At 66.3% G+C, this 24051-nt stretch carries 22 protein-coding genes; 4 read left to right on the forward strand and 18 right to left on the reverse strand.

Annotated features, from left to right (window positions below; genetic code table 11):
- Positions 1-2: 2 nt before the first annotated feature.
- Entirely contained in the window at positions 3-866 is an 864-nt protein-coding gene (locus AC07XB_RS04370) for a cytochrome c (RefSeq protein WP_492826467.1), read from the forward strand.
- Positions 867-914: 48 nt separating this feature from the next.
- Here AC07XB_RS04370 and AC07XB_RS04375 read toward each other — a convergent pair whose 3' ends face one another.
- Positions 915-2039, reverse strand: a complete 1125-nt coding sequence (locus AC07XB_RS04375) for an AAA family ATPase (protein ID WP_492814026.1) — start codon at positions 2037-2039, stop codon at positions 915-917.
- Between the two features lie 77 nt (positions 2040-2116).
- Entirely contained in the window at positions 2117-2827 is a 711-nt protein-coding gene (locus AC07XB_RS04380; protein ID WP_492826468.1) for an RNA ligase family protein, read from the reverse strand.
- 536 nt (positions 2828-3363) lie between these two features.
- On the opposite strand from AC07XB_RS04380, the gene AC07XB_RS04385 reads away from it, so the two are divergent.
- Together AC07XB_RS04385 and AC07XB_RS04390 are read left to right on the forward strand one after the other, a co-directional pair.
- A complete protein-coding gene (locus AC07XB_RS04385; protein ID WP_492826470.1) occupies positions 3364-4005 on the forward strand; it encodes a hypothetical protein in 642 nt (213 codons plus the stop codon).
- Between the two features lie 110 nt (positions 4006-4115).
- Positions 4116-4478 carry a hypothetical protein gene (locus tag AC07XB_RS04390; protein WP_459371228.1) on the forward strand — a complete coding sequence of 121 codons (363 nt, stop codon included), beginning with the start codon at positions 4116-4118 and terminating at the stop codon, positions 4476-4478.
- Positions 4479-4657: 179 nt separating this feature from the next.
- Here AC07XB_RS04390 and clpB read toward each other — a convergent pair whose 3' ends face one another.
- The 11 genes from clpB to AC07XB_RS04445 all read right to left on the reverse strand — a co-directional run bounded on the left by clpB (position 4658) and on the right by AC07XB_RS04445 (position 18821).
- Positions 4658-7246 carry an ATP-dependent chaperone ClpB gene (clpB, locus tag AC07XB_RS04395; RefSeq protein WP_492376398.1) on the reverse strand — a complete coding sequence of 863 codons (2589 nt, stop codon included), beginning with the start codon at positions 7244-7246 and terminating at the stop codon, positions 4658-4660.
- A 197-nt stretch (positions 7247-7443) separates the two neighbouring features.
- Positions 7444-8373 carry a MaoC/PaaZ C-terminal domain-containing protein gene (locus AC07XB_RS04400; RefSeq protein ID WP_492376399.1) on the reverse strand — a complete coding sequence of 310 codons (930 nt, stop codon included), beginning with the start codon at positions 8371-8373 and terminating at the stop codon, positions 7444-7446.
- Positions 8373-10538 (reverse strand): D-(-)-3-hydroxybutyrate oligomer hydrolase, encoded by a 2166-nt coding sequence (locus tag AC07XB_RS04405; protein ID WP_492826472.1) that lies wholly within the window; start codon positions 10536-10538, stop codon positions 8373-8375. Before AC07XB_RS04405 ends, AC07XB_RS04400 begins: the two co-directional genes overlap by 1 nt.
- Positions 10539-10659: 121 nt before the next feature.
- Positions 10660-12207 carry an acyl-CoA synthetase gene (locus tag AC07XB_RS04410; RefSeq protein ID WP_492826474.1) on the reverse strand — a complete coding sequence of 516 codons (1548 nt, stop codon included), beginning with the start codon at positions 12205-12207 and terminating at the stop codon, positions 10660-10662.
- A gap of 62 nt (positions 12208-12269) precedes the next feature.
- Positions 12270-13346 (reverse strand): branched-chain amino acid ABC transporter permease, encoded by a 1077-nt coding sequence (locus tag AC07XB_RS04415; RefSeq protein ID WP_043347191.1) that lies wholly within the window; start codon positions 13344-13346, stop codon positions 12270-12272.
- Positions 13347-13363: 17 nt separating this feature from the next.
- Entirely contained in the window at positions 13364-14395 is a 1032-nt protein-coding gene (locus tag AC07XB_RS04420; protein WP_174427409.1) for a branched-chain amino acid ABC transporter permease, read from the reverse strand.
- A gap of 73 nt (positions 14396-14468) precedes the next feature.
- Positions 14469-15233 carry an ABC transporter ATP-binding protein gene (locus AC07XB_RS04425; RefSeq protein ID WP_492826476.1) on the reverse strand — a complete coding sequence of 255 codons (765 nt, stop codon included), beginning with the start codon at positions 15231-15233 and terminating at the stop codon, positions 14469-14471.
- Positions 15226-16071, reverse strand: a complete 846-nt coding sequence (locus tag AC07XB_RS04430; protein ID WP_492376403.1) for an ABC transporter ATP-binding protein — start codon at positions 16069-16071, stop codon at positions 15226-15228. Before AC07XB_RS04430 ends, AC07XB_RS04425 begins: the two co-directional genes overlap by 8 nt.
- Entirely contained in the window at positions 16071-17255 is a 1185-nt protein-coding gene (locus AC07XB_RS04435; protein WP_492826478.1) for a substrate-binding domain-containing protein, read from the reverse strand. The genes AC07XB_RS04430 and AC07XB_RS04435 overlap by 1 nt, the downstream gene beginning before the upstream one ends.
- Positions 17256-17439: 184 nt before the next feature.
- Positions 17440-18219 carry an enoyl-CoA hydratase/isomerase family protein gene (locus AC07XB_RS04440; protein ID WP_492826480.1) on the reverse strand — a complete coding sequence of 260 codons (780 nt, stop codon included), beginning with the start codon at positions 18217-18219 and terminating at the stop codon, positions 17440-17442.
- Positions 18216-18821, reverse strand: a complete 606-nt coding sequence (locus AC07XB_RS04445) for a TetR/AcrR family transcriptional regulator (RefSeq protein WP_006161576.1) — start codon at positions 18819-18821, stop codon at positions 18216-18218. The genes AC07XB_RS04440 and AC07XB_RS04445 overlap by 4 nt, the downstream gene beginning before the upstream one ends.
- Positions 18822-19050: 229 nt before the next feature.
- On the opposite strand from AC07XB_RS04445, the gene AC07XB_RS04450 reads away from it, so the two are divergent.
- Complete coding sequence (locus tag AC07XB_RS04450; protein ID WP_492826482.1) at positions 19051-19992, forward strand: alpha/beta fold hydrolase; 942 nt, start codon at positions 19051-19053, stop codon at positions 19990-19992.
- Here the strand turns inward: AC07XB_RS04450 and crcB are convergent.
- The 5 genes from crcB to thrC form a co-directional block, all read right to left on the reverse strand.
- A complete protein-coding gene (gene crcB / locus AC07XB_RS04455; RefSeq protein ID WP_174427404.1) occupies positions 19974-20354 on the reverse strand; it encodes a fluoride efflux transporter CrcB in 381 nt (126 codons plus the stop codon). The genes AC07XB_RS04450 and crcB overlap by 19 nt on opposite strands.
- The gene (moaE, locus tag AC07XB_RS04460; RefSeq protein ID WP_492826484.1) at positions 20354-20869 is read right to left on the reverse strand and encodes a molybdopterin synthase catalytic subunit MoaE; all 516 of its coding nucleotides are present in this window, start codon (positions 20867-20869) and stop codon (positions 20354-20356) included. The genes crcB and moaE overlap by 1 nt, the downstream gene beginning before the upstream one ends.
- A gap of 1 nt (position 20870) precedes the next feature.
- Complete coding sequence (moaD, locus tag AC07XB_RS04465; RefSeq protein ID WP_043347211.1) at positions 20871-21128, reverse strand: molybdopterin converting factor subunit 1; 258 nt, start codon at positions 21126-21128, stop codon at positions 20871-20873.
- Positions 21129-21142: 14 nt separating this feature from the next.
- The gene (locus AC07XB_RS04470; RefSeq protein WP_492826486.1) at positions 21143-22384 is read right to left on the reverse strand and encodes a molybdopterin molybdotransferase MoeA; all 1242 of its coding nucleotides are present in this window, start codon (positions 22382-22384) and stop codon (positions 21143-21145) included.
- 217 nt (positions 22385-22601) lie between these two features.
- A complete protein-coding gene (gene thrC, locus AC07XB_RS04475) occupies positions 22602-24050 on the reverse strand; it encodes a threonine synthase (RefSeq protein WP_492826488.1) in 1449 nt (482 codons plus the stop codon).
- Between the last annotated feature and the right edge of the window lies 1 nt (position 24051).

Genomic DNA, 24051 nt, shown 5'->3' on the forward strand with positions numbered 1-24051 from the left:
CCATGAAAGTCTGGATCGCAATGGCCGTTGGTGCGCTTGGATGCGCCATGGCGTTCCTGGCGGGTCCGGCTTGCGCCGCGGACACGGCGACGCTGACCATTGCCGCCGGTGCGCAACAGCGCAACTGGACGCGGGATGCGCTGCTGAAAGACCGCCGCCTGACCGACGTGACGGTGGACGATGACAACCTGAAACGCCGCCTGACGTTCAAGGCGATTCCCTTGGCCGCCCTGCTGCGCGGCATGCCGGTGACGGCCGACGCGAGTGCGACGACCGCAGCCAGCGATGGCTATGTCTCTCACCTGCCGACGCGCCTGTTGCTGGCCGATAGCGCCGACGAGCCGCGCGCCTGGCTCGCGGTGGAAAATCCTGCCGCGCCGTGGCCGACGCTCAAGGGCCAGGACATCGGGCCGTTCCGCCTGATCTGGACAGTGCCGGCGGGCCGCGCCGCTTCCGAGGTCAACGAGAGCCTCTGGACGTACAGCATCGTGCGCATCGACATCACCGCGCCGCCGGCGGAGCGCTTTGCGGCCATCCGGCCCGCCCCCGGCCTGCCGGCGGACGGCGCGGTCATGCGCGGCTTCGCGACGTTCCAGCGCGTTTGCTTCTCGTGCCACTCCCTCAACCGGGTCGGCGACGCGCACCTTGGCCCCGATCTGAATGTGCCGCACAGTGCCGTCGATTATCTGGGCGACGACAAGCTGGCCACGCTGATCCGCGACCCGCAGTCGCTGCGCTGGTGGCCCAACGCGCGCATGTCGGCGATCGACGAAAAAACGCTGTCCGACGCGGATCTGAAGGACTTGCTGGCGTATCTGCATCACATGGCTGGGCGCAAGGTGGCTGCGCCTCCCGCAGGTTCCTGAGTCCTGATGCGCCCGTGCCGCATGGCATGGCACGGGCCAGCATCCGGTTCAATTGGCGATGTGATAGGTGACCGAGTGCGCCTCAACCGGCGACACCACCTCCCACCTGTGGAGCATTCTCTCGATGGCGGCGTTGGTCAGCGTGGTGTCGCGCTTGCGGTTGCGCGACAGGATGGTCTGCTCCGCGGCCTCCAGATAGACGACATTGACTTCGGCGCCGTACGCGAACAGCAAGTCGAGGGTTTTCGCGCGCATCTGCCGGCTCAGGTGCGTCGCGTTCCAGATGAACGGCCTGCCCTCGCGCAGCAGCGCTTTTGCCTGGTCGACGGCAAAGTGCATCGCCGCGCCCTCGTTCTTCCCGTATTTCAGCCCGAGGGCCTCGCGTGCGTCGTCAAACCCCACAACCGGCAGACCGGCGCAGCATGTCTTGATCCAGGTGCTCTTGCCTGTGGCCGGCAGGCCGCTCAGGACCGTCACGGTGGAGCCCGCCTCGCGGTGGTAAGCATAGTCCGGATGGACGTCTTCGCCCCGGAGGTAGCGCATCCGAGTCCAGCGGTCCGCGAAGGCGCGCGGCTGGCCGTAGCATCCCTCCTCGCGCGCCAGCTCGCGAAACAGCGCGATGTCGACCAGCACGTCTTCGCTGTCTGCGCATACCCGCCCACGCATGTCGGCCTCGGCCAGCGCCGCCAGCTCGCGTATATCGAGTTCCAGCGACAGGCGCCGCACCACCATCTCGGCGGACTCGCCGGACCGGCTTCCCCGGATGGCATAGAACGGCAGCTGATGCACGTGGATCAGCCGGCAAACCGCTTCGCGCAAGGCAAAGGGCACACCGCTGCGCCACAACAGCACGCGCGCATCGACCGCGCCGCGCGCCGAGTGGCCCGGCTGGCCGATCGCCCCGGTTTGCGGGTCTACCCGCGTGGTGGCTGGCTTGGCGATGTCGTGCAGCAGCGCCGCATGGAACAGGACAAAGCGGCGCTCGGGAGTGGCCATCGCATAGTCATCCAGCCCCACCAGGGACTGGACCACCAGCTTGGTATGGGTCCAGACGTCGCCCTCCGCGTGATAACGCGGATCCTGCGGCGTGCGGCGCAACGGCTCCAGGCATGGGAATGCCGCCATCAAGGCCTGCCAGTCCGGGTCGACACCCGGGGCAGGCACGAGTGCCATCAGGCTCGTGTAGGCAGGCGCCCGCAGCACAGGTGCCGTGCGCAGCGATTGCTGGTTCGCTGCGGTCAACAGGTCGGTCATTTCCATTGCGGCTCTCCTGCGCGCTCACGCATATGGTTCTGCTCGAACGCGTGGTTGTGCATCCAGTGCGCGTCCGTCTGCACATGCCCGCTGCGCACGAACTTCGCCACGCAGCGCCTGAAACCGGCATAGGGGAACGCGCCCGCGATCCGGACCACATAGCCCTCCATCCGCTCGCGCTCACGTTCGCCCCAGAGGGCTTGGATCGCCGCGGCGTCGAACACGCCGTCGTAAAGCACCGGCACCGGCTCGATACCGAGCAAGGCAAACCACTCCAGCGTTTCATCCCAACCGAGGCATACGTTACGCGCGTTCCAGATCGAGAACCCAAGGAAGAACGAAGCCAGGTCGCGGTAACGGATCGAATGCATGGCGAACAGGTTCTCGCCGCAGACGCGCCAACCCTGCGGAATATCCATGCGCATCGCGCCCCAGAATCCCTTGAGCCAGTCACGGCTTGGATGATGGCGGCTGTCCAGGCTCCTGGCGTGCATGCCCGTGCGGTAGAGCGAGGTGTTTTCTCCGTCCATCTTGGACGTGACAATCACGCGGCAGCCCTGGAAGGCATCCAGGGACTCGATCCTCCGGTCATCGTCGCTAAGTCCTGGCGACCACGGCAAATGCAGCGTGCGCGGATACTTCACGCGATCGGCAATCGGGTCGGCAGGGTTGGTTTCCCGAAGCGCTTCGGGTTCTTGCATCGTCATTTCGAACTCCAGAAAAGTTGGAGCCGACGATGGGATGGCGCGTGGTGGCATTGGCGGTGCCCCGGCAGGCAACTCAGGCCTGGGACAGCGTAAGCGCTTGAGGCAAGCACAGCAGGCGAAGAGCGCGGGCGCGCCATCGGCACTCTGCGTGTGCAGGTGTCGTCGGCATCAGAGGGTGATGGCGGACGTGCGGGGCACTTTGCTCTCCAGTAACAAGGGGGGAACGATCAACAGCACAAGCGCTGCAGGTGCCGGATATTACACAGGCGGCGCGGGCGCGTAAATCGCGCGTTGCTCGTTTTCCACACGACTGCGCCCGGAGTTGCGGCCCGATTGGCGCTTTGCAGCGTGGCACGGGCGGGCCGTGCGCGCCCAATCCCGGCATAATCCGCAAGAGATACCCAGACGAGCCGGCGCAAAACATGAACGACTGTCCCCGATGCGCTCAACCAGGGCTTGCCGCTTCCCTTGGCGAGGTTACCCATGACATTGCGGCCCCAATACCAATCAGGAAGCCGGTCGGCAAGCCGCCGATCTTGCCGGCGATACTTCTGCCAGCCGCCCTTGCGCTGGCACTCGGCCACGGCCACGACGGCTGGGCGGCGCCCCAGGCCGAGCAGCCCACGCTAAGCATCGAAGAGCGTCTGACAGAGCCGCCCCAGTTGTTTCCCCCGACTTACGATGAAGCGGTCATGGCGCTGATCCGTGCGTTTGACGTCGGCGCCATCCTTGCCGCTGGCCTGGACCAGGCCTTTGCCAGGCTGCCGGCGAAAATCGGGCCCATCCCCAAAGAGCGCTACACGCAATGCGCCCGGGCTAAGCTCTCGCCCGAGGTGGTCGAAGCGGCGGTCCGGCCCGCGCTGGCACCGGAGATCCAGGATGCAGGGCTGGCGATGCAGCTGGCGCGCTTGCTGGGCTCGCCGGTCGGGCGCAAGACCAGGGAGGCGGCGCTGTCGGGCAAGGAGATCGCCGAGGCCGGCATTACGGGTGCCGACAGGCTCGAATTCAACCGCTTCATGGAGAACCCCGCGTTGAAGGCCTTCCTTGAGCAGGGCGGCCTGCGCCGGGTCAAGGATGCCGTGACCCGTGCAATCAGGGTGGAAAGCAAATCGGCCTCGGACGCTTGCGTCCGGGAACTGATGCCCCTGTATCGCCTCACCAACGAGCGCTCGGCCTGATGCCCCCGCTGGCTGCCTCCGCGCCGTGAAATATCGTTACAGTTGAAATCCCCGGCAGTGCGATGGCATGGCTAGAGTCAGCTTATTGCGACTGCAAGATGAGGATCGACATGCAGCAAGGTAACTTCTACGCGCTGGGGCTTGGCGCATTTGTTCTGGCGCTCGCCCAGCCCGCATTGGCACGCGTCGATGTGGACCTGAACGTCGGCGTGCCTGCGCCGGTGGTGGTGGCGCCGGCCTACCCCGCGCCCGTGTATCAGGCTCCGCCCGCCTATCCCGCCCCCCCGCCGCCCGCGGCCTATCCTGCGCCGGCTCCGGTCTATGGGCCCCCTCCCGGTTATGTCGGATATGGGCCGCCAGTGGTGGTGGCGCCGGCGGTGGTGATCGGGTGGCACGGTGAGCGCTACTGGGATGGACGGCGCTGGTGGGGTCGCCGCGACTGGTATGCCTACCATCACCCCTACCGGCGCTGACGAGCGCATCTCCGGGATGCATGTGATACATGTGATGCAGGCGTGACCCGAGGGTGGCGCGGATGCAACGGCCCGGACCGCATTTTATTAATGTTGATTACAAAGAAAAACCGCCCCGGCAAAGGGGCGGTTTTTCGTTCTGGCGTACTGCCGTGGTAGTGCCGTGGTAGTGCCGTGCCTCAGTGGCCCTTCGGACCGAAGGTGTACTCCCCATCCTGGTAATCCACCGGCACCACATCCTTGGCGGCGAACTTGCCTTCGAGGATGAGACGCGCCACCGGGTTCTCGATCTGCTGCTGGATCGCACGCTTGAGCGGACGCGCCCCGAACACCGGATCGTAGCCAGCGCTGGCGATCTTGGCCAGCGCAGCTTCGCTCACCTCCAGCGTCATGTCCATGCGCGCCAGCCGTGCCGTCAGCCGCTCCAGCTGGATGCGGGCGATCGACTCGATATGCTGCTGGTCGAGCGAATGGAACACCACCACCTCGTCGATACGGTTCAGGAACTCGGGCCGGAAATGCGTCTTCACTTCCTGCCATACCGCGCCCTTGACCGCTTCGTGCGGCTCGCCGGTCATTGCCTGGATGATGTGCGATCCCAGGTTCGAGGTCATCACGATCACCGTGTTCTTGAAGTCCACCGTGCGGCCCTGGCCGTCGGTCAGGCGACCGTCGTCCAGCACCTGCAGCAGCACGTTGAAGACGTCCGGGTGGGCCTTCTCGACTTCGTCGAGCAGGATCACGCTGTACGGCTTGCGGCGCACGGCCTCGGTCAGGTAACCGCCCTCTTCATAGCCCACGTATCCCGGCGGCGCGCCGATCAGCCGGCTCACGCTGTGCTTCTCCATGAACTCGCTCATGTCGATGCGGATCAGGTGGTCCTGCGAATCGAACAAGAACTCGGCCAGCGCCTTGCACAGTTCGGTCTTGCCCACCCCGGTGGGGCCGAGGAACAGGAACGAGCCGTAGGGCTTGTTCTCGTCCGACAGGCCGGCACGCGAGCGCCGGATGGCGTCCGACACCAGGCGCACGGCCTCGTCCTGGCCCACCACGCGGCGGTGCAGGTAGTCCTCCATCTGGATCAGCTTCTCGCGCTCGCCCTGCATCATCCGGGACACCGGGATGCCGGTCGCGCGGCTTACCACCTCGGCGATCTCCTCGGCGCCTACCTGCGTGCGCAGCAGCTTGTTGGGCTGCTTCTGCTCGCTGGCTTCGGCGACCGTGGCGGCCTTGAGCTTGCCTTCCAGTTCTGGCAGCTTGCCGTACTGCAGCTCCGCCACCTTGTCGAGCTTGCCTTCGCGCTGCAGGCGCGTGATCTCCAGGCGGATCTTGTCGATCTCTTCCTTGAGCGCGGCTGCGCCCTGGGCGGCACCCTTCTCGGCCTTCCAGATCTCTTCGAGGTCAGCGTATTCCTTCTCCAGGCGACCGATTTCCTGCTCGATCAGTTCGAGCCGCTTCTTCGACGCCTCGTCGGTTTCCCGCTTGACGGCCTCGCGCTCGATCTTGAGCTGGATGGTGCGGCGCTCGAGCTTGTCCATCACCTCCGGCTTGGAGTCGATTTCCATCTTGATGCGCGCGCCGGCTTCGTCGATCAGGTCGATGGCCTTGTCGGGCAGGAAGCGGTCGGTGATATAGCGATGCGACAACTCCGCCGCCGCGACGATGGCCGGGTCGGTGATCTCCACGCCATGGTGCAGCTCGTACTTCTCTTGCAAGCCGCGCAGGATGGCGATGGTGGCCTCCACGCTGGGTTCGTCGACCAGCACCTTCTGGAAGCGGCGCTCCAGCGCGGCGTCCTTCTCGATGTACTTGCGGTACTCGTCCAGCGTGGTGGCGCCGATGCAATGCAGTTCACCGCGCGCGAGAGCCGGCTTGAGCATGTTGCCGGCGTCGATCGCGCCCTCGGCCTTGCCGGCCCCGACCATGGTGTGCAGCTCATCGATAAAGACGATGGTCTGCCCTTCGTCCTTGGCGATGTCCGACAGCACGGCCTTGAGGCGTTCCTCGAACTCGCCGCGGTACTTGGCGCCGGCCAGCAGCCCAGCCATGTCGAGCACCAGCACGCGCTTGCTCTTGAGGCTTTCCGGCACTTCTCCGTTGACGATGCGCTGGGCCAGGCCTTCCACGATAGCGGTCTTGCCCACGCCCGGCTCGCCAATCAGCACGGGATTGTTCTTGGTGCGGCGCTGCAGGATCTGGATGGTGCGGCGGATTTCGTCGTCACGGCCGATCACGGGGTCGAGCTTGCCGATGCGGGCACGCTCGGTGAGGTCCACGGTGTACTTTTTCAGCGCTTCGCGCTGGGTTTCGGCGTCGGCGCTGTTGACCGAATCGCCGCCGCGCACGGCTTCGATGGCGGTCTCGAGCGATTTGCGCGAGAGGCCGTTTTCACGTGCGATGCGGCCGGCCTCGCCCTTGTCATCGGCCACCGCGAGCAGGAACAGCTCGCTGGCGATGAACTGGTCGCCGCGCTTGATGGCCTCTTTCTCGGTGGCGTTGAACAGCGCGCTGAGTTCGCGCCCGACCTGGACCTCGCTGGTGCCCTGCACCTGCGGCAGGCGCTTGATGGCGGCATCCAGCGCGGTGGTCAGGCCGCCGACGTTGACGCCGGCACGCGCCAGCAGCGCACGGGCGGCGCCGTCGTTCTGCGCCAGCAAGGCGCGCAGCACGTGCAGCGGGTCGATGTATTGGTTGTCGTTGCCGATCGCCAGGCTCTGGGCATCGGCCAGCGCTTCCTGGAATCGGGTAGTCAGTTTGTCAAGTCGCATTTAGGAGCCCTCTTTTTCGGATGAGTGCCCGATGCGGTAGGCAAGGCGCTTGCGCCCCGGCCTGCCGATCCCGCCACGCGGGCCGGACACTGGTGTCTGATCGAAAGATAAGGCTTTGCGCGTGCATTTCAAGGCCTGACTGCACGGCCCTTGATGTGGCGCAGGAAATACGTTGCACCTTGGCCACCCACGCGGCTTCAGGCGGCCGCCAGCGACCGCTTGTCCTCCAGGTTGCGCACCAGCACCAGCGCCTCCCCGGCCAGCACCACGCGGCCATCGTCGCCGGTGACCACCGTGGCCAGGTTGACCAGGTCCTTGTCGCCGCGCAGGCGCACGATGCGCACCGATGCGCTCAGCAGCTCGCCCAGCCGCGCGGGCGAGCGCAGCCGCAGCGACTGCTTCATCCAGCCAGTGCCGCGGCCCGGCAAGCGCGTGCCCAGCAGATCCGAGAACATGCCGGCCAGCAATGGCAGCGGCACGATGGTGCCCTCGAAGCCACGGCTGTGGGCGAACACCGGGTCGGTATAAAAGGCATTGCCATCGTCGGTCAACGCCACGTATTCATCGATATCGCCCGCGCTGAAGCTGCGTACCGCCGAAGCCTCCTGGCCCACGCTCAGGTGATAGAGCGCACGGTCGCCAGCTGGCTGCCCCACAAGCTGCCCGGCGGATTGCGCAACTTCGTCGGCATCCTGGCGCTGGGCCTCGGCCAGCGATTCCGCGCTGGCGTCGACCAGCAGCACCGCGTCGCCATGTGCCGTTATCTGCTCATCCGTGACGGGCGTGCGGTTGCGGCCACGCTGCACGCAGCGCACCGACGTGTCCAGCGCGATCCGGTCGCGCCCGGGCGTTTCGTTCAACACCAGCACGGCGGCCACGCCGTCGCCGACAAAGGTGGGACGCGGGAACATCAGCGTTTGCGCGATGGGCAGCACCGGCCGGGGGTTGCTGCGCTGCATCTGCGCGCAAAGCAGCGAGAACAGGAACATGCCATGCGCGACCGTGGCGCCAAAATGCGTCGTGCGGGCGAACGCCGGATCGCAGTGGATGGGGTTGTCATCGCGCGAGAGCGAGGCGAAGCGGTCGAAATCTTCTTGCGTCAGAACGCGTGGGCGGGATGCCTTCATCAGTTGGGTACCTCTACGGTGCTGCCGTTGACCGTGATCCGGTCCGCATCGGCGGGCGTTGCGGCAAACGGCGGCAGGTTGGTGGGCAAGATGGCGGGTGCCGGCGACGCGGTGCCACCGCGCGCGACCGTGCGCACCACCTGCGAGGGTGGCAGCGCGCGGCCGTTGGCGAGGTTGTCGTAGACCGCGTCGAGCGCCCGGTTCAGGTAGACGTGGAGCGGGATGAAGCGGTTGTCGTAGCCCGCTACCGCGCCGATGAAACTGTCGAAATGCTGGCCATTGGTGACTTCCATATAGGACAGCTTGCTGGCGCTGCCCTCCTGGAGCCGGTTGTAGCCGAGATAAGGCCGCGACGTATGGTTGACCGGCAGCAGCGCATCGCTGCGGCCATGCACGATGATGGCCGGCTTGCCGTGCAGGTTGCCCGAGCGCAGCGTCTGGGCCAGGCCCGCCTGCAGCGCCTGGGCCTGCGCGCCGGTGCCGGTGAGCAGGCCGCGCAGGCAGCGCGCGCCGTCGAGGTTGGCATCGGCCACATTGTTGCTCGGCGACTGGGAATAGATATCGCGCAGCGGGCCGCCGGGATTGTTGTCGTTGATCAGCTGCACGCCGGCCGCCGGCGGCACGCCATTGCCTGTCGCGTACAGCACATTGAGCGTAGCTGGCGCAATCGCCGCCGGCGTCAGGACTGCCGTGCCGGTCGCGGCAAAGCTGAAGCCGCACAAGCGATCCGCCACGCCGGCCCGCGCGAGCGCGTTGGCAAAGGTCACCGAGACTGCATTGGCCACCTCAAACAGGGCCAGCGACGGATGGAGCACATCGGACTCGGCTTCCCAGCCAAAGGCGTGCAGCGCCTGCAACGCGCTGACGGACTGGCTGGCGGCATCCGGCCCGGTCACCAGGCCCGCGTTGGCCAGCGACTGGCAGCGGTTGAGCGCCGGCTGCGCCAGCCCGACGGTGGGCAGCGCGTACAGCGCCACACCCGGCGCATTCACCAGCGCGCTCGCCTGCGAGGTGCAGAGCTGCAGCAGGTTGGCCGTGGTGGTGTAGTCATACAGCGGGCGCCCGGACAGGCTGACCGGCACGCCGCCACGGGTGACGGTGACGCCCGTGTTGCTGGGCAGGTTGAGGTTCGGCTCGCCCACTGCCACGCCGTCGATCAGGCCCTGGGTGTCCTGCTCCGCCGCGGCAATCGCCGCGCCGCCGCCGTTGGACACGCTGGACGCGATCACCACGATCTTGTCCGGGCCCAGGCTGCGCTGGCGCGTGCCATCGGTGGCCACGTTGCCAAAGCGGTCGTTGATGGCCCAGATGGCGAAACTGGCGGCCTGCAGCGTGAACGTGCCCCAGTCCTTCTCGGGGTTGCGCTGCGAGTGCGCGTGCTTGAACGCCAGCCGGTGCGGCGCCAGCGCATTGAATGCGGCCAGGCTGGTGTTGGGAAACGGCGCGGCAAACTGCGCGTTGGCGCCGGCCGCGGCGCGGCTGGCGCGGGTGCCGTCGATCAGCGCAACGGTATCGGTGTCCAGGTCGTGCGGCGCGGCGCCGGTGCCTTTGTCCGTGTAGGCGACAGCGCAGCCGCGCTTGAGTGCCCACTCGCCGGTGGAGATCGCGCCATAGACGCCGCGCGAGCCGGACGACGTGGCGGTGATCAGGCACGGCTTGGCCACATTGAAGCTGTCGGGAATCTGTACCAGCATGGTTACGTTCTGCTGGCCGCTGCCATCGTCGGAGAAGGCCAGGTACTCGCGCCCGGCGACCTTGCCCTGCCCCGTCGTGATGTTGCCTTGCGCGTCCACATTGGGGCCGTACAGCGAGCCATAGCCACCGCCCGCCGTGGTATCCACCAGCGCGCGGTAGTTGGTGTAGATGGCGTAGCGGCGCAGCTCGGCCGCGGTGGGCGCGGCCGGATTCAGCGGCAACGGCGCGGTGGCGGAGCCCAGGCCGTCCTTGCCGAGGCCAGCAGTGAGCAGGTCGTCCGTGTTGCCGTCGTAGGTCTTGATCGTGACCGCGCCGATATTGGCCGGCTTGGTATTGGGATTGGTATTGCCGCTGCTGGTGTTGTTATCGCCCGAGCCGCACGCCGCCAGCAACAAGCCCGCCGCCCCTGCCAGCGCCAGGCACACGCCGTATCTGGTCAAATCGCTATGCCCTGCAAGTCCGCGCAACATGTTGTGCCCCCTTATTGCATGCCGGCCCGGCATGCTGGATCGATCGGAACGCAATACAGAAACGACAGAAACGAGAATTTCACGAGACAGCCACTGCATGACTTCACACGGCGCGCCGCCCTCACTGCGCCTGGAAGCGCGCGCGCAGCTTGTGCTTTTCCACCTTGCCCGACGGCGTGCGCGGCAGCGCCTCGATCATCCGCACGTGGCGCGGCACCTTGTAGCTTGCCAGCGCGGCGCGGCAATGCGCGAGCACGCCTTCGGCATCGAGCGCCATGCCGGGCTTTGCTACCACCAGCGCCATGCCGACCTCGCCCCAGCGCGCATCGGGCACGCCGATGACGGCGGCCTCGGATACGGCAGCAAGCTGAAACAGCACATTCTCCACTTCGGCAGGGTAGACGTTCTCACCGCCGGAGATAAACATGTCCTTGGCGCGGTCGACGATGTAGTAGTCGCCCTCCTCATCCATGTAAGCGATATCGCCCGAATACAGCCAGCCGCCACGGATGGCGGCCTCGGTGGCCTCCGGCAGGTTCCAGTAGCCGGGCGTGACGCCCGGCCCCTTGATCAGCAGCTCGCCACGTTCGCCCGGCGCCACGTCGCGGCCCTGTGGATCCACCACCCGCGTCAGCATGGAGCCGACCGGCTTGCCGATGGTGCCGATCTTGCGGCGCGCCGTGGCTTCGTCGCACACGAACACGGTTGGCCCGGTCTCGGTCATGCCAAAGCCGAAGCAGATCGTCACGCCCTTGGCCAGGTAGGCCTCGAGCAGCGGCCGCGGCACCGCGGAGCCGCCCGCGGACATATTGCGCACGCGGGAAAAATCCGCCGCCGCGAAGCCGGCATGCTGGCTCAGGAACAGGTAGACCGCGGGCACGGCGAAGAACATGGTGATGCCCTCCCCGGCGCTGGCATCGAGCTTGCGCAGCGTCACCTCGGCGTCGAACTGCCGCATGATGTGCACGGTGCCGCCGGCATGCAGCACGGGATTGGCGTACAGGTTCAGCCCGCCGGTATGGAAGAACGGCAGCACGTTCAGGAACACGTCGTCGCGCGTGATCTTGTTGGCCAGCATGGCGTTGACGGCGTTGAAAAACACCATGCCGTAGGTCTGGATCACGCCCTTGGGCCGTCCCGTGGTGCCCGAGGTGTAAAGCAGGTGCCAGACCTCGTGCTCATCGCGGCACGGCATCTCGATGACACGCCCGGAACTACCCGCCAGCATCGCTTCGTACTCGGTCCAGCCGCCCGGCACGTCCGCGCTCTCGTCGTCAGCCAGGTGCAAAACCGCGCGCAGCGGCAAGGTGTCGGCAAGCGCGGCGGCGGTGGCAAGAAAGCCATCACCGGCCACCAGCACGTCGGGCGAGCAGTCGCGCAGGATCGGCAGCAGCTCCGCGGCCGCCAGCCGCCAGTTCAGGCAGACCATCACCATGCCGGCCTTGGCGCAGCCATAGAGCATCTCGAAATAGTCCGAGCTGTTGTGGGCCAGTACGGCCACGCGGGCCCCGGGCGCCAGCCCCAAGCGCTCGCCCAGGTATTCCGCGAAGCGGCTGGCGCGCTCGTCGAACTGCCGGTAGGTCACCGTGCGGCCGCTCTCCACGTCAACCAGGGCGACTTTGTCCGGCGTATGCAGGGCATTCTTGTGCAGCCAGTCGACTACGTACATGGTCTGGGATCTCCGCTTGTGGATGTTCTTGTTATCTTGCTAGCCTTTTATTGCATGCAGATCTACGACGCCACCTCGTGCTCGGCGCGATCGCCGCGCAGCCGCCCGACGATGCCTTGCGGGAAGTAATACACGCTGAGGATAAACAACAAGCCGAGCCACAGCAGCCAGCGGTCCGGATGCAGCAGCCCCGACAGCAGCGGGATCGCCGCGGTGGCATCGCTCGCCAGCTTCATCACGTCCTGCAGGTAGGTCTGCGCCACCAGGAACAGCGTGGTGCCGATCAGCGCGCCGTACAGCGTGCCCATGCCACCGATCACCACGATCAGCAGGATATCGACCATGATCTCGAAGGACAACGAGGTGTCCGGGCCGTTGTAGCGCAGCCAGAGCGCCATCAGCACCCCGGCCAGCGTGGCGAACCCGGCCGACAGCACGGTGGACACGGTACGGTACACCACGGTGCGGTAGCCAATGGCCTCGGCCCGGAAATCGTTCTCGCGGATCGCCTGCAGCACCCGGCCGAACGGCGAGTTCACCACGCGCAGCAGCAACAGGAACAACACCAGCGCGCTCGCAAACACGAAGTAATACGAAAACAGCTTGCCGTTGAGCGGCACGCCAAGCCACTCGGCGTCGCCCAGCGAAAAGCCCGGCGTGAACACCTCCGGCACCTTGAAGCTGATGCCATCCTCGCCGCCGGTCCACTCGGAGAGCTGCGACACCAGCGTGGCAAAGGCGGTGGCTACCGCCAGCGTGATCATGGCAAAGAAGATCGCCCTGACTCGCAGCGAGAACAGCCCGATCAGGAAGGCCAGCAGCATCGACACCAGCAGCGCGCCCAACGTGCCGAGCGCCAGCGCGCCCCACCCCGGCTCCAGCCGCGACATGGCGATCGCCACGCCATAGCCGCCAATGCCGAAAAACATGGTGTGGGCAAAGGAGACGATGCCGGTATAGCCGAGCAACAGGTCGTAGCTGGCCACCAGCACCACGAAGATGCAGATCTTGGCCGCCATATTGAGCGCGCGCGCACCAGGAAACAGGAAAGGCGCGCACGCCAGCGCCAGCAGCATGGCCACCAGGATCACGGTCAGCACGCGGCTTCGTGGCAGGTCGCCGGAAAGCAGTCGGGTCATGGTTTTTTCCTAGGCGCTCAGCGCTTGGCTACCGGGTAAAGGCCCTGCGGACGCCACAGCAGGATCATCACCATCAGCAGGATGTTCGAGAACAGCGCCACCTTGGGAAACAGGAAGCCGGTGTAGTTGGCCATCAGGCCCACCAGCAAGGCGCCGACAAAGCAGCCGGTGGTGGAGCCGAGCCCGCCGATGATGATCACGATAAAGATCAGCACATTGACCTGGGCCCCGATGGACGCGGTAATGTTCTGCTGGTACAGCCCCCAAAGCACGCCGCCCATGCCGGCCAGCCCCGCCCCCACCACGAACACGCCGATGAACAAGAGCCGGATGCGGTAGCCGAGCGACTCCACCATCTCGCGGTTCTCCACGCCGGCGCGGATCAGCAGGCCGATGCGCGTGCGGTTGAGCACCAGCACCATGGAGATAAAGATCACCAGCCCGAGCACCACGGCGATGAGCCGGTACTTCTCGATGGCCGCGTCGCCCAGCAGCACCGCGCCGCGGAAGGTGGTGGGCACCTGCAGCGCGATGGTCTCAGCACCCCAGATCGCCTTGATCAGCTGCTCGGCCACGATCATGCCGCCCATGGTGATCAGGATCTGCTTGAGGTGCTGGCCGTAGACCGGGCGCACCACGATGCGCTCGAACAGGAAGCCAATGGCGCCCGCCGCCGCCATCGCCGCCAGGATGGCCAGGCCAAACACCGCCAGGTTGAGCCACAGGCTGTCTGCCTCCACCCACGCGCCCAGCGGCAGCAGCACGGATGCCGCCACATAGGCTCCTAACGCGATAAACGCGCCGTGCCCGAAGTTGAGCACGTCCATCAGCCCAAACACCAGCGTCAGGCCCGACGACACCACGAACACGATCATGCCCATGGCAAGGCCGGCGATGGTCAGCGTCAGCCAGGTCGAACCGCTGCCGATCAAGGGGTAGGCCAGCAGCATCAGCAGCGGCGCCAGCGCCAGCGGGGTCCAGTCGAGCCGGACCTTGGGCAGATCGGCCGGTGTCGCCGGGGTGGTGGGTAAGGAGCTTGTACTCGCCATTGTCTCGGTCCTGACGATATCTTGTGATGTGTCTTGTTATTTGTCTTGTCCTGCTGGCCACTATTGATACGCGCTACTGGTGCGCCGCCAGCGACAAACCGAGCAGCCGCTGCTGCAGGCTTTCGTCCCCCGCCAGCGCTGCCATCGTTCCCGTATGCACCACGCGTCCGTCATCCATCACGGCAACGGTATCCCCCACCGACTTGGCCATGTGGAAGTTCTGCTCCACCAGCAGGATAGATACGTCCGTCTGCTTGAGCTCGCGGAACACCGTGATCATGTTCTGGATGATGGCCGGCGCCAGGCCCTTGGTCGGTTCGTCCACGATCAGCAGCTTGCGCGGCTCGATGATGGCGCGCGCCACCGACAGCATCTGCTTCTGCCCGCCGGACAGCACGCCGGCGCGCTGGTGCCAGAAGATCTTCAGCGCGGGGAACATGCGGAACACCCAGTCAAGCCGCTGCCCGTCGATCGCGCCGCTGCGCGCGGCCAGCCGCATGTTCTCGGCCACCGTCAGCTCGGAGAACACGCTCATGTTCTCCGGCACATAGGCGATGCCGGCCTGCGCGATGGCGGGCGTGCCGCGGCGCGTGATGTCGGCCCCGTCGAACACGATCCGCCCTTCGCTCGCCTGCCACAGGTTCATGATGGTGCGCAGCGTGGTGGTCTTGCCCGCGCCGTTGCGCCCCAGCAGCATGGTCACGCCGCCGCGCGGCACGGCAAAGCTCACGCCGTGCAGGATGTGATATGGCCCGATGTGCGTCTGCACGCCATCCAGGCTCAGGATGGGTGCTGCGGATGCTGGGGATAATGCGGGTGCTGCCGGTGCTTCAGCCATGACTGCCCTCCTGCTGCGCGCTCTCGTCGCCGGCAGCGATGCCTAGGTACGCCTGCTGCACGATCGGCGAGGCGATCACCTCGGCCGGATCGCCATCGGCCATCAGGTTGCCGTTATGCAGCACGATGATGCGGTCGGCCAGCGAGCGCACCACATCCATCTTGTGCTCCACCAGCAGCACCGTCTTGCTCTTGTCGCGCTTGATCTCCTGGATCAGGCCGAGGATCACCGGCACCTCGTCCACGCTCATGCCGGCGGTCGGCTCGTCGAACATGAAGATGCGCGGCTGCAGCGCCAGCAGGATGCCCACCTCCAGCTTGCGCTGGTCGCCGTGCGGCAAAGAGGCCACCGGCAGGTGGCGCTTGTCGGCCAGGGCCACCCGTTCGAGACAGTCCTCGGCCTGCTCGCGGACCGCGCGGTTTGCGCTCCACACGCTCCACAGATCCAGCCCGATGCGCCGGCGCGACTGCACTGCCAGGCGCACGTTCTCGAACACGGACAGATTGGGAAACAGGCTGGTCAGCTGGAAGGCGCGGCCAATGCCGCGCAGCGCCTTGTGCGGCACCGGCAGGCGCGTCACGTCCTCGCCGTCGAGCAGGATCTGCCCGGCGCTGGGCGGCAACTGGCCCGAGATCAAGTTGAAGTACGTGGTCTTGCCGGCCCCGTTGGGGCCGACGATGCAGGTCAGCTCGCCGGGATGAAACGCGCAGGACACCGCGTTGACCGCCACGTGGCCGCCAAAGCGGATGGTGAGATCTCGCGTCTCGAGCGCGGGCGGCCCCGCCACCGCCCGCGAGAGCGCTGCCGTTGTATCGATGGAAGCGGCGCCCACTGTCATCACCGCTTGTTGCGGATCGGCACGTTCATTTCTTCCGGCTTGATCTCGCGGACCAGCTCGGGCACCCCCCAGGCGAACGCGGGATCGACCTTGATCTTGAAGTGGTACATCGACTGCAGCGCCTGGTGGTCTTCCTTGCGGAAGGTCATCTTGCCCTTGGGCGTCTCGAACGACATGCCCTCCATCGCGCCGATCAGCTTCTCGGTGTTGGTGTCGCCATTGGTCTTCTTGAGCGCCTCGACCAGCGCGATGCCAGCCGTCATGCCGCCGGCGGTGAAGAAATCGGGGGGCGACTTGAACTTGGTGTAGTGGTTGGACACCAGCCACTCGTTGGCCTTGTTCTTGGGAATGCTGAAGTAGTAATACGTCGCGCCTTCCATGCCGGGGAAGTTCTTGTAGTTGCTCATGGCGGGCAGGATATTGCCGCCGGTGGCGATCTCGATGCCGTAGCGCTTGGGATCGAGATCGGCAATCTTGAACGGGTTGCCGGCGCCCGCCCAGATGATGAAGATGATCTTGCGGCCCGGCTTGTCCTTGAGCGAATCAAACAAGCGCTGCGCCCCGGCGGTAAAGTCCGTCGTGTTGGTCGGCAGGTATTCCTCGTGCACGATCTTGGCGTTCTTGAGCGCGCCCTTGAAGGCCTTCACGCCGTCACGGCCAAAGGCGTAGTCCTGCGCCAGGGTGGCGATCTGCACGCCGGGCTTGTCCAGCGCCACGGCGTTGGAGATGGCATCCTGCGACGAATTGCGGCCAGTGCGGAAGATGTAGCGGTTCCACTTCTCGCCGGTGATGGAATCCGCCACGGCGGGCTCGACCAGCAGGATCTTCTTGTACTCCTCGGCCACCGGCAGCATCGCCAGCGCCGTGCCGGAGGACGTCGGCCCCACGGCGATATCCGCCCGATCGTCGCTATACGCCGCGGCAAGCTGGGCCTTGGCCACGTCGGGCTTGCCCTGGGTGTCCTTCTCCATCACCACCAGCTTGTTGCCATTGACCATCATGGTGCCGTTGGTGGCGTAATCCAGCCCCATCATCAGCCCGGTCTGGGTCTGCTTGGCGTAGGCCTCGAGCGCCCCGGTCTTGTCGTAGACGTGGGCGATGCGGATGTCCTTGGCAAGGGCGCCGCCGGCGGCCAGCAGGCTGGCCAGTGCGATCGCGCCAGCGGCTTGGTGCTTGAATTGCATTCTTGTCTCCTCTGAGGGTGTCGCTTGTCGTTGCAAGTGCAGATCCTGCCTGCTTGTTGCTGCTTCGCTTTCCTGTACTCGTTCCTGCGCTCGTGTCTGTGCTCGTGTCTGTGCTCGTGTCTGTGCTCGTGTCTGTGCTCGTGTCTGTGCTCTTTCCTGCCGTCCTGCCTTTCCGTTTGCTGCCTTAGCCTGTGCAGCCATCGCCAAGGAAGCGGCGCATGCCTGCCGCAGCCTCGGCGCTCGTCACCTGCGCCACGAACGCCACGCGCTCGCGCTCCAACCCAGCGGCCAGCGCATCGGCATCCCAGCGCAGCAGCGCGCGCGTATGCGCCACGCTGCCCGGTACCTTGTCCTTCAGGCCGGCCGCCAGGGACAACGCCATCGCCTCGGCCTCGCGGGCCGGCGCGAGATGCGTCGCCAGGCCCAGTGCCACGGCCTGGCTGGCCGTCAGCGTGGTGTTCTCAAGCTGGATCGCCCGCGAGCGTGCGGCGCCGATCAGTTGTGGCAGCATCGCCGTCCAGCCACCGTCCGGGCTGAATCCCACCACGGTGTAGTAAGGCGCAATGCGCGTGCCCTCGCCCAGCACCGTCATGTCGCAGGCCAGCACCAATCCCAGTGAGCCCCCCGTCAGCCAGCCCTCCACCGCCGCGATCACCGGGCGGCGCAGCGCCGCCAGGCGCAGGATAGCTGCGTTGAGCAGGCCGAGCAGGCGCTGCGCATACTGCGCCAACTCCGCGCTTTGCGGCACAAAGGCGGCAAAAGCACCGACATCGCCGCCCGTGGAAAACGAGCGCCCCGCATGGCTCAGCACCACGGCGCGCACCTCCGGGTCCGCCTCCATGCGCTCCAGCGCGGCCAGCAGCGCTTCGAGCAGTTCCGGCACCAGGCTGTTGTGCCGCTCGGCGCGATTGAGCCGAAGCACGGCCGTGCCGCCAACACGTTCGACCAGCACCAACGCGCTCATCGCGCCGCCAGCCCGTGCGAAATCATGTCGAAGGCCGTATCGACCACCTTGTCCATCGACGCCGGCCGTTTCCACAGTGCATAACGCATGCCTAGGAAATTGCTGATGCCGATCAAGCACCACGCCCGCACTTCGGCATCACCCGGCGAGATCTCGCCCTGCTCCTCGGCCTTGCCCAGGCGCCGGCTGTAGACGTCGGCGAACACCTGGAAGTAACTGCTGTAGATGGTCTCGTCAACCGAGTAGGAATCGAGCACGATGCGGTACAGATTCTTGTGGCGCGACACAAAGGACAGGAAAGCCTTGAGCCCGAGCCGCTCGGCCTCGATCTGCGTCTGCGCCGGCCCCACGTGCTTGCGCAAGTGGGCCCGCACCAGTTCCAGCATGTGCTGCACCAGCGCGCGGAAGATGTCTTCCTTGTCCTTGAAATAGAGATAAAAGGTGCCCATGGCCACCTCTGCCTCCTGCGTGATCTCTGAGATCGAAGCCACGTAGTAGCCCTTCTCGCCGAACACTTTCTCGGCGGCGCGCAGCAGCGCTTCGCGGGTCTTCTGGCCGCGCGCGGTCTTGGGCTGGCTTACGCCGGATTCGGTAAGGGACATCGGGGCTCCGCGTTGGCTGGTCAGACCGGGAAACGGCAGTCAGGCAGCGGCATTGCACCGCGGAAACTGCCTCCTCCGGCGACCCTCAAAACATGATAACTGATTCATGTTTCATGATATAAAGTTAGCGATCCGTATGTCAATACATGGCTTACCCGGAGCTTTGGCCACGCACGTGGCCAGGCCATATGCCCAGACTGCAAGTTCGCCATTGGATGCTTCGCACGCGATGACTAACGCCGAGCCCGCCCCCGCCTTCGATAGCCACCCTGCTTGCGGTTCGCGGCCCGGCTGGCGGGAGGCCGGCGATGGCCGGGCACTGCTGTTGCTGCACGGTTGGTCGCTATCCGGCGAGGCGTTCGACGGGCAGCGCGCGCTGGCGCGTGATGGCTATCGTGTGATCGCCCCGGACCATGCCGGGCATGGCTTGTCTGCTGCACTGCCGCACGCCGGACAAGCCAGCCTTGCGCAGCTTGCCGCCGATGCTGCCGGGTTGATCGGGTACCTGGGATTACGGGACGTGGTGGTGATTGGGTGGTCGATGGGCGCCATGGTGGCCTGGGAGTTGATGCGCGGTGAGCCCACCCTGCCCCTGGCGGCAATCGGCGCCATCGACATGACACCGCGGCTGGCCAGCGCGGCGGACTGGCCGCATGGCCTGCATGCGCACTACGACACCGCGCAGGCAGCCAACATGGCCGCGCACGTGCGCCGGGACTGGCCGCGCCTGATCGATTCGGTGCGCGCCGGCTTATGGGCTGCCGGCAGCAAACCCGATGCGCACGAGACGGACCGGATCGCCGGCATCATGCGCCAGTGCGCGCCGGATGCGCTTGCCGCGTTGTGGGAAGACATGGCCCGCCAGGATTACCGCCCGGCGTTGCGCCATACTCGCCTGCCGTTGTTCCATCTGGTTGGGGAGCGCAGCCGCCTCTACGCGCCGGCAGTGGGACTGGCCACGCTGGCACTACAGCCGGCTGCCCGGCTTGTCACCATCGACGGCACCGGCCATGCCCCGCACATGGAACGGCCGGCCGCCTTCAACGCCGCGCTGGCGCAGGTGCTTGCGTGGCTGGATTCATTGGAGTCATTGGATTCATTGGAGTCATTGGATTCATTGGAGTCCTCAGGCTCATTGGCTTCTACGGGCGCTCAGGCCAGCAGCCGGTAGGTCCACAGGCCCAGTACGGTCAGCAGCAGCGAGCCGCCAAGGTGCGCCAGCAGGTGCACCGCCGCCCAGCCATAATCGCCCGCCATCAGGTTGCCCACGACCTCGCTGGAGAACGTGGAAAACGTGGTCAGGCCGCCCAGGAAGCCGGTCACCGCCAGCAAGCGCCATTCGGGTGACAACTCCACATGCGCACCGAAGAATCCCACTGCCAGCCCGATCAGGTAGCCGCCGACCAGGTTGGCCGCCAGCGTTCCATAGGGCAATGCCGGGTTGGCGGCATTCCACAGCACGGAGAACGCCCAGCGCAGCCAAGCTCCCACCGCGGCCCCGACCCCGACCGCCACAAAACCGAGCGCGCCCATCAGCGCTTGAGACCCAAGGGTTCCGCCGGCTCCGCCTCGCCTTCGCCGCTGGCATTGAGCGAGCGAATGCCCCAGCGCGCCAGCGCGGACGCGTCGGTCACGCGTGCGTCGACCCAGCGCGCACCCTCCGGCGTCTGCTCCTTCTTCCAGAACGGCGCCTCGGACTTGAGGTAATCCATGATGAATTCGCAGGCGGCAAAGGCATTGCCGCGATGAGCGGAGGCTACCGCCACCAGCACGATCTGGTCCAGCGGCAGCAAGGGGCCAACGCGATGCACAATGGTGACGTCAAGCAGCGCCCAGCGCTCCCGCGCCACCGCTTCGATCCGGGCCAGCGCCTTTTCGGTCATGCCGGGATAATGCTCCAGCTCCATCGCGCTGACCGCGCTGCCGTCGTTCATGTCGCGCACCGTGCCAACAAAACTGGCCACCGCGCCCACGCCTGGCTGCTCGCGGCGCAGTGCCGTCACCTCGGCGCCCAGGTCGAAATCCTCGCGCTGTACTCTGACGCTCATTTCAGCCTCCGGTCACGGGCGGAAAAAACGCCACTTCGCAGCCCTCGGCCAACACGCTGTCCGCACTGGCCACCTCGTGGTCCACGGCCATGCGCAAGGCACGGCCCTCGGCCAACACCTCGGCCCACGCGCCGCCGCGGGCTCCAAGCCAATGGCGCAGGTCCGCCACGGTAGCCACCTCGGCCGGCACCGCGACACGCTCCTGCCCCAGGCCCAGCTGCTCGCGCACGCTGGCAAAAAAACGGAGTTCGATGTTCATGGCGGTCTCGCTCCTTATGCCAGCAGGCCGTCGAAGCCGATGTACTGCACGGTATCTCCCCGCGCGATCGGCTGGTTGGGCGGGTTGTCGACCAGGCCCTCGCCCCACACCGTGGAAGTGAGCACGCCCGAGCTCTGGTTGGGGAACAGGTCGAGCCCGCCGGCCTGGTTGAGGCGCACGCGCAGGAACTCGTTGCGGCGGTCGCCCTTGGGCAGGTCGAAATCGGCACGCAGCGGCAGCCGGCGCGGCATCACGTCCTGCACGCCTTGCAGCCGCAGGATGAAAGGCCGCACAAACAGCAGGAAGGTGACGAAGCTCGAGACCGGATTGCCCGGCAGCCCCAGGAAAAATGCCGGCGCCTGCCCAGTGCGCGCCACCTCGCCGAATGCCAGCGGCTTGCCCGGCTTGATAGCGATCTGCCACAGGTTGAGCCGGCCTTCGGCCTCGACCGCCGGCTTGATATGGTCTTCCTCGCCCACCGAGACGCCGCCCGAGGTGATGATCAGGTCATGCCCCTCGGCTGCCCGGCGCAGGGTGTCGCGCGTCGCGGCCAGGGTATCAGGCACGATGCCGAAATCGCTGACCTCGCAGCCGAGGTTTTCCAGCAGCCCGCGCAGCGTGAATCGGTTGGAGTTGTAGATGGCGCCCGGCTTGAGCGGCTCGCCCGGCATGGCGAGCTCGTCGCCGGTAAAGAACACGGCCACCTTGACGCGCCGCACCACGTCCAGCGACGCCTGCCCCACCGAGGCCGCCAGGCCCAGCGCCTGCGGCGTCAGGCGCGTGCCGGCCGGCAGGATCACGCTGCCGGCGCGGATGTCCTCGCCGGCCCGGCGGATCCACTCGCCCGGCTGCGGCGTGTGATTGACGATCACATCCTCACCCTGCGCCACGCACTGCTCCTGCATGACCACCGCGTCGGCCCCCGGCGGAATCAGCCCACCGGTAAAGATGCGCGCCGCCGTGCCAGCCGCCAGTGCCGTGCCGACATGGCCGGCGGGGATGCGCTGGGCCACGCGCAGGCGCGAGCCTGGCGCCGCCAGGTCGGCGCTGCGCACCGCGTAGCCATCCATCGAGGTGTTGTCAGCCGGCGGCACGTCCAGCGTGCTCGACACCGGCGCGGCCAGCACGCGGCCATTGGCGTCGAGCGTGGCGATGCGCTCTGCCTCGGCAAGCGGGCGGGCGCCGGCCAGCAAGGCTTCGAGGGCCTGGGCCATGGTCAACATGGGGGGGCGGGCGGGCGCGGCGGCTTCGGTCATGAGGAAAACGGGTAAGTGAGACAGCGTAGTCAGCGTAAGCAGCGTAGGCAGTGTCAGACCGCAAACCCATGGCCATTCAGCGCCCATGGGAAACGGCCCGCGTACCGCCCCCGATACATCCGGAGCAATGCGAGGGCCGTGCGATTTCTGCTCGGCAAGTCTGATTGTAGCGAGTTGGCGCGCTGCCGGCAGGAACACCGCCGGCAGCGCCCGGGGCTTACAGGCCGGTGTGGCCGGCGATGTAGGCCTTGATGCGGTCGGCATCCGCCGGCATCACCTCGAAGCGCTGCGGCAGGTTTTCGATGCCTTCGAAGGCTGCCGGACGCTCCGGCTCATGGCCAAGCGCCTCGCGGATGGTGTCGGCGAACTTGGCCGGCAGCGCGGTCTCCAGCACCAGCATCGGCACACCGGGCGTGAGATGCTCGCGCGCGACCTTGATGCCATCGGCGGTGTGGGTGTCGATGGTGATGCCGTAGCGCTCGGACAGGTCGCGGATGGTGGCGAGGCGATCTTCGTGCGTGCTGCGGCCCGAGACAAAGCCGAAGGCGCGGATGCGCTCGAATTCCGGTGTGCCGGACAGGTCAAAGCCACCCTTGGTGTCGACGTCTTCGCGGAACATCTTGGCCAGCTTGTCGCCATCGCGGCCCAGCAGGTCGAAGACAAAACGCTCGAAGTTCGACGCCTTCGAGATGTCCATGCTCGGACTGGAGGTGTGATACGTCTCGGCCGACTTGCGCACGCGGTAAGTACCGGTGCGGAAGAACTCGTCGAGCACGTCGTTCTCGTTGGTGGCAACCACCAGCTTGTCGATCGGCAGGCCCATCATGCGCGCGATATGGCCGGCGCAGACGTTGCCGAAATTGCCCGACGGCACGCAGAACGAGACCTTCTGACCCGGGCCGTCGGTAGCCAGCAGCCAGCCCTTGAAGTAGTACACCACCTGGGCCACCACGCGTGCCCAGTTGATCGAGTTGACCGTGCCGATCTTCTGGCGAGCCTTGTAGCCGAGGTCGTTGGAGACCGCCTTGACAATGTCCTGGCAGTCGTCGAACACCCCTTCCACCGCCAGGTTGAAGATGTTCGGGTCCTGCAGGCTGAACATCTGCGCGGTCTGGAACGCGCTCATCTTGCGGTGCGGGCTTAGCATGAAGACACGGATGCCGCGCTTGCCGCGCATGGCGTATTCCGCAGCGCTGCCGGTATCGCCGGAGGTAGCACCCAGGATGTTCAGCTCCTGTCCGGCACGCGCGAGCGCGTACTCGAACAGGTTGCCGAGCAGTTGCATGGCCATGTCCTTGAAGGCCAGCGTGGGGCCATTGGACAGGCCCAGCAGCTGCAGCTGCGTGCCGCCCTCTTCGCCCAGCGTGCGCAGCGGGGTGATGTCGGTGGTGTTGTCGCCGGGGCGGGCGTTGCAGTACACCTCGGCGGTGTAGGTCTTGCGCGTCAGGGTGCGCAGGTCCTCGGCCGGGATGTCGTCGCAGAAGCGGGACAGGACTTCAAAGGCGAGATCGGCGTACGACAGCTTGCGCCAGGCTTCCAGCTCGTCGGCCGTGACCTGCGGGTACTCCCGGGGCAGGTACAGGCCACCGTCCGGCGCCAGGCCGCCCAGCAGGATCTCGGAGAAGGTTTGCGGCATCTCATGGCCGCGCGTCGACTGGTATTTCATC

The sequence above is a fragment of the Cupriavidus sp. GW821-FHT02F09 genome (assembly GCF_059421605.1).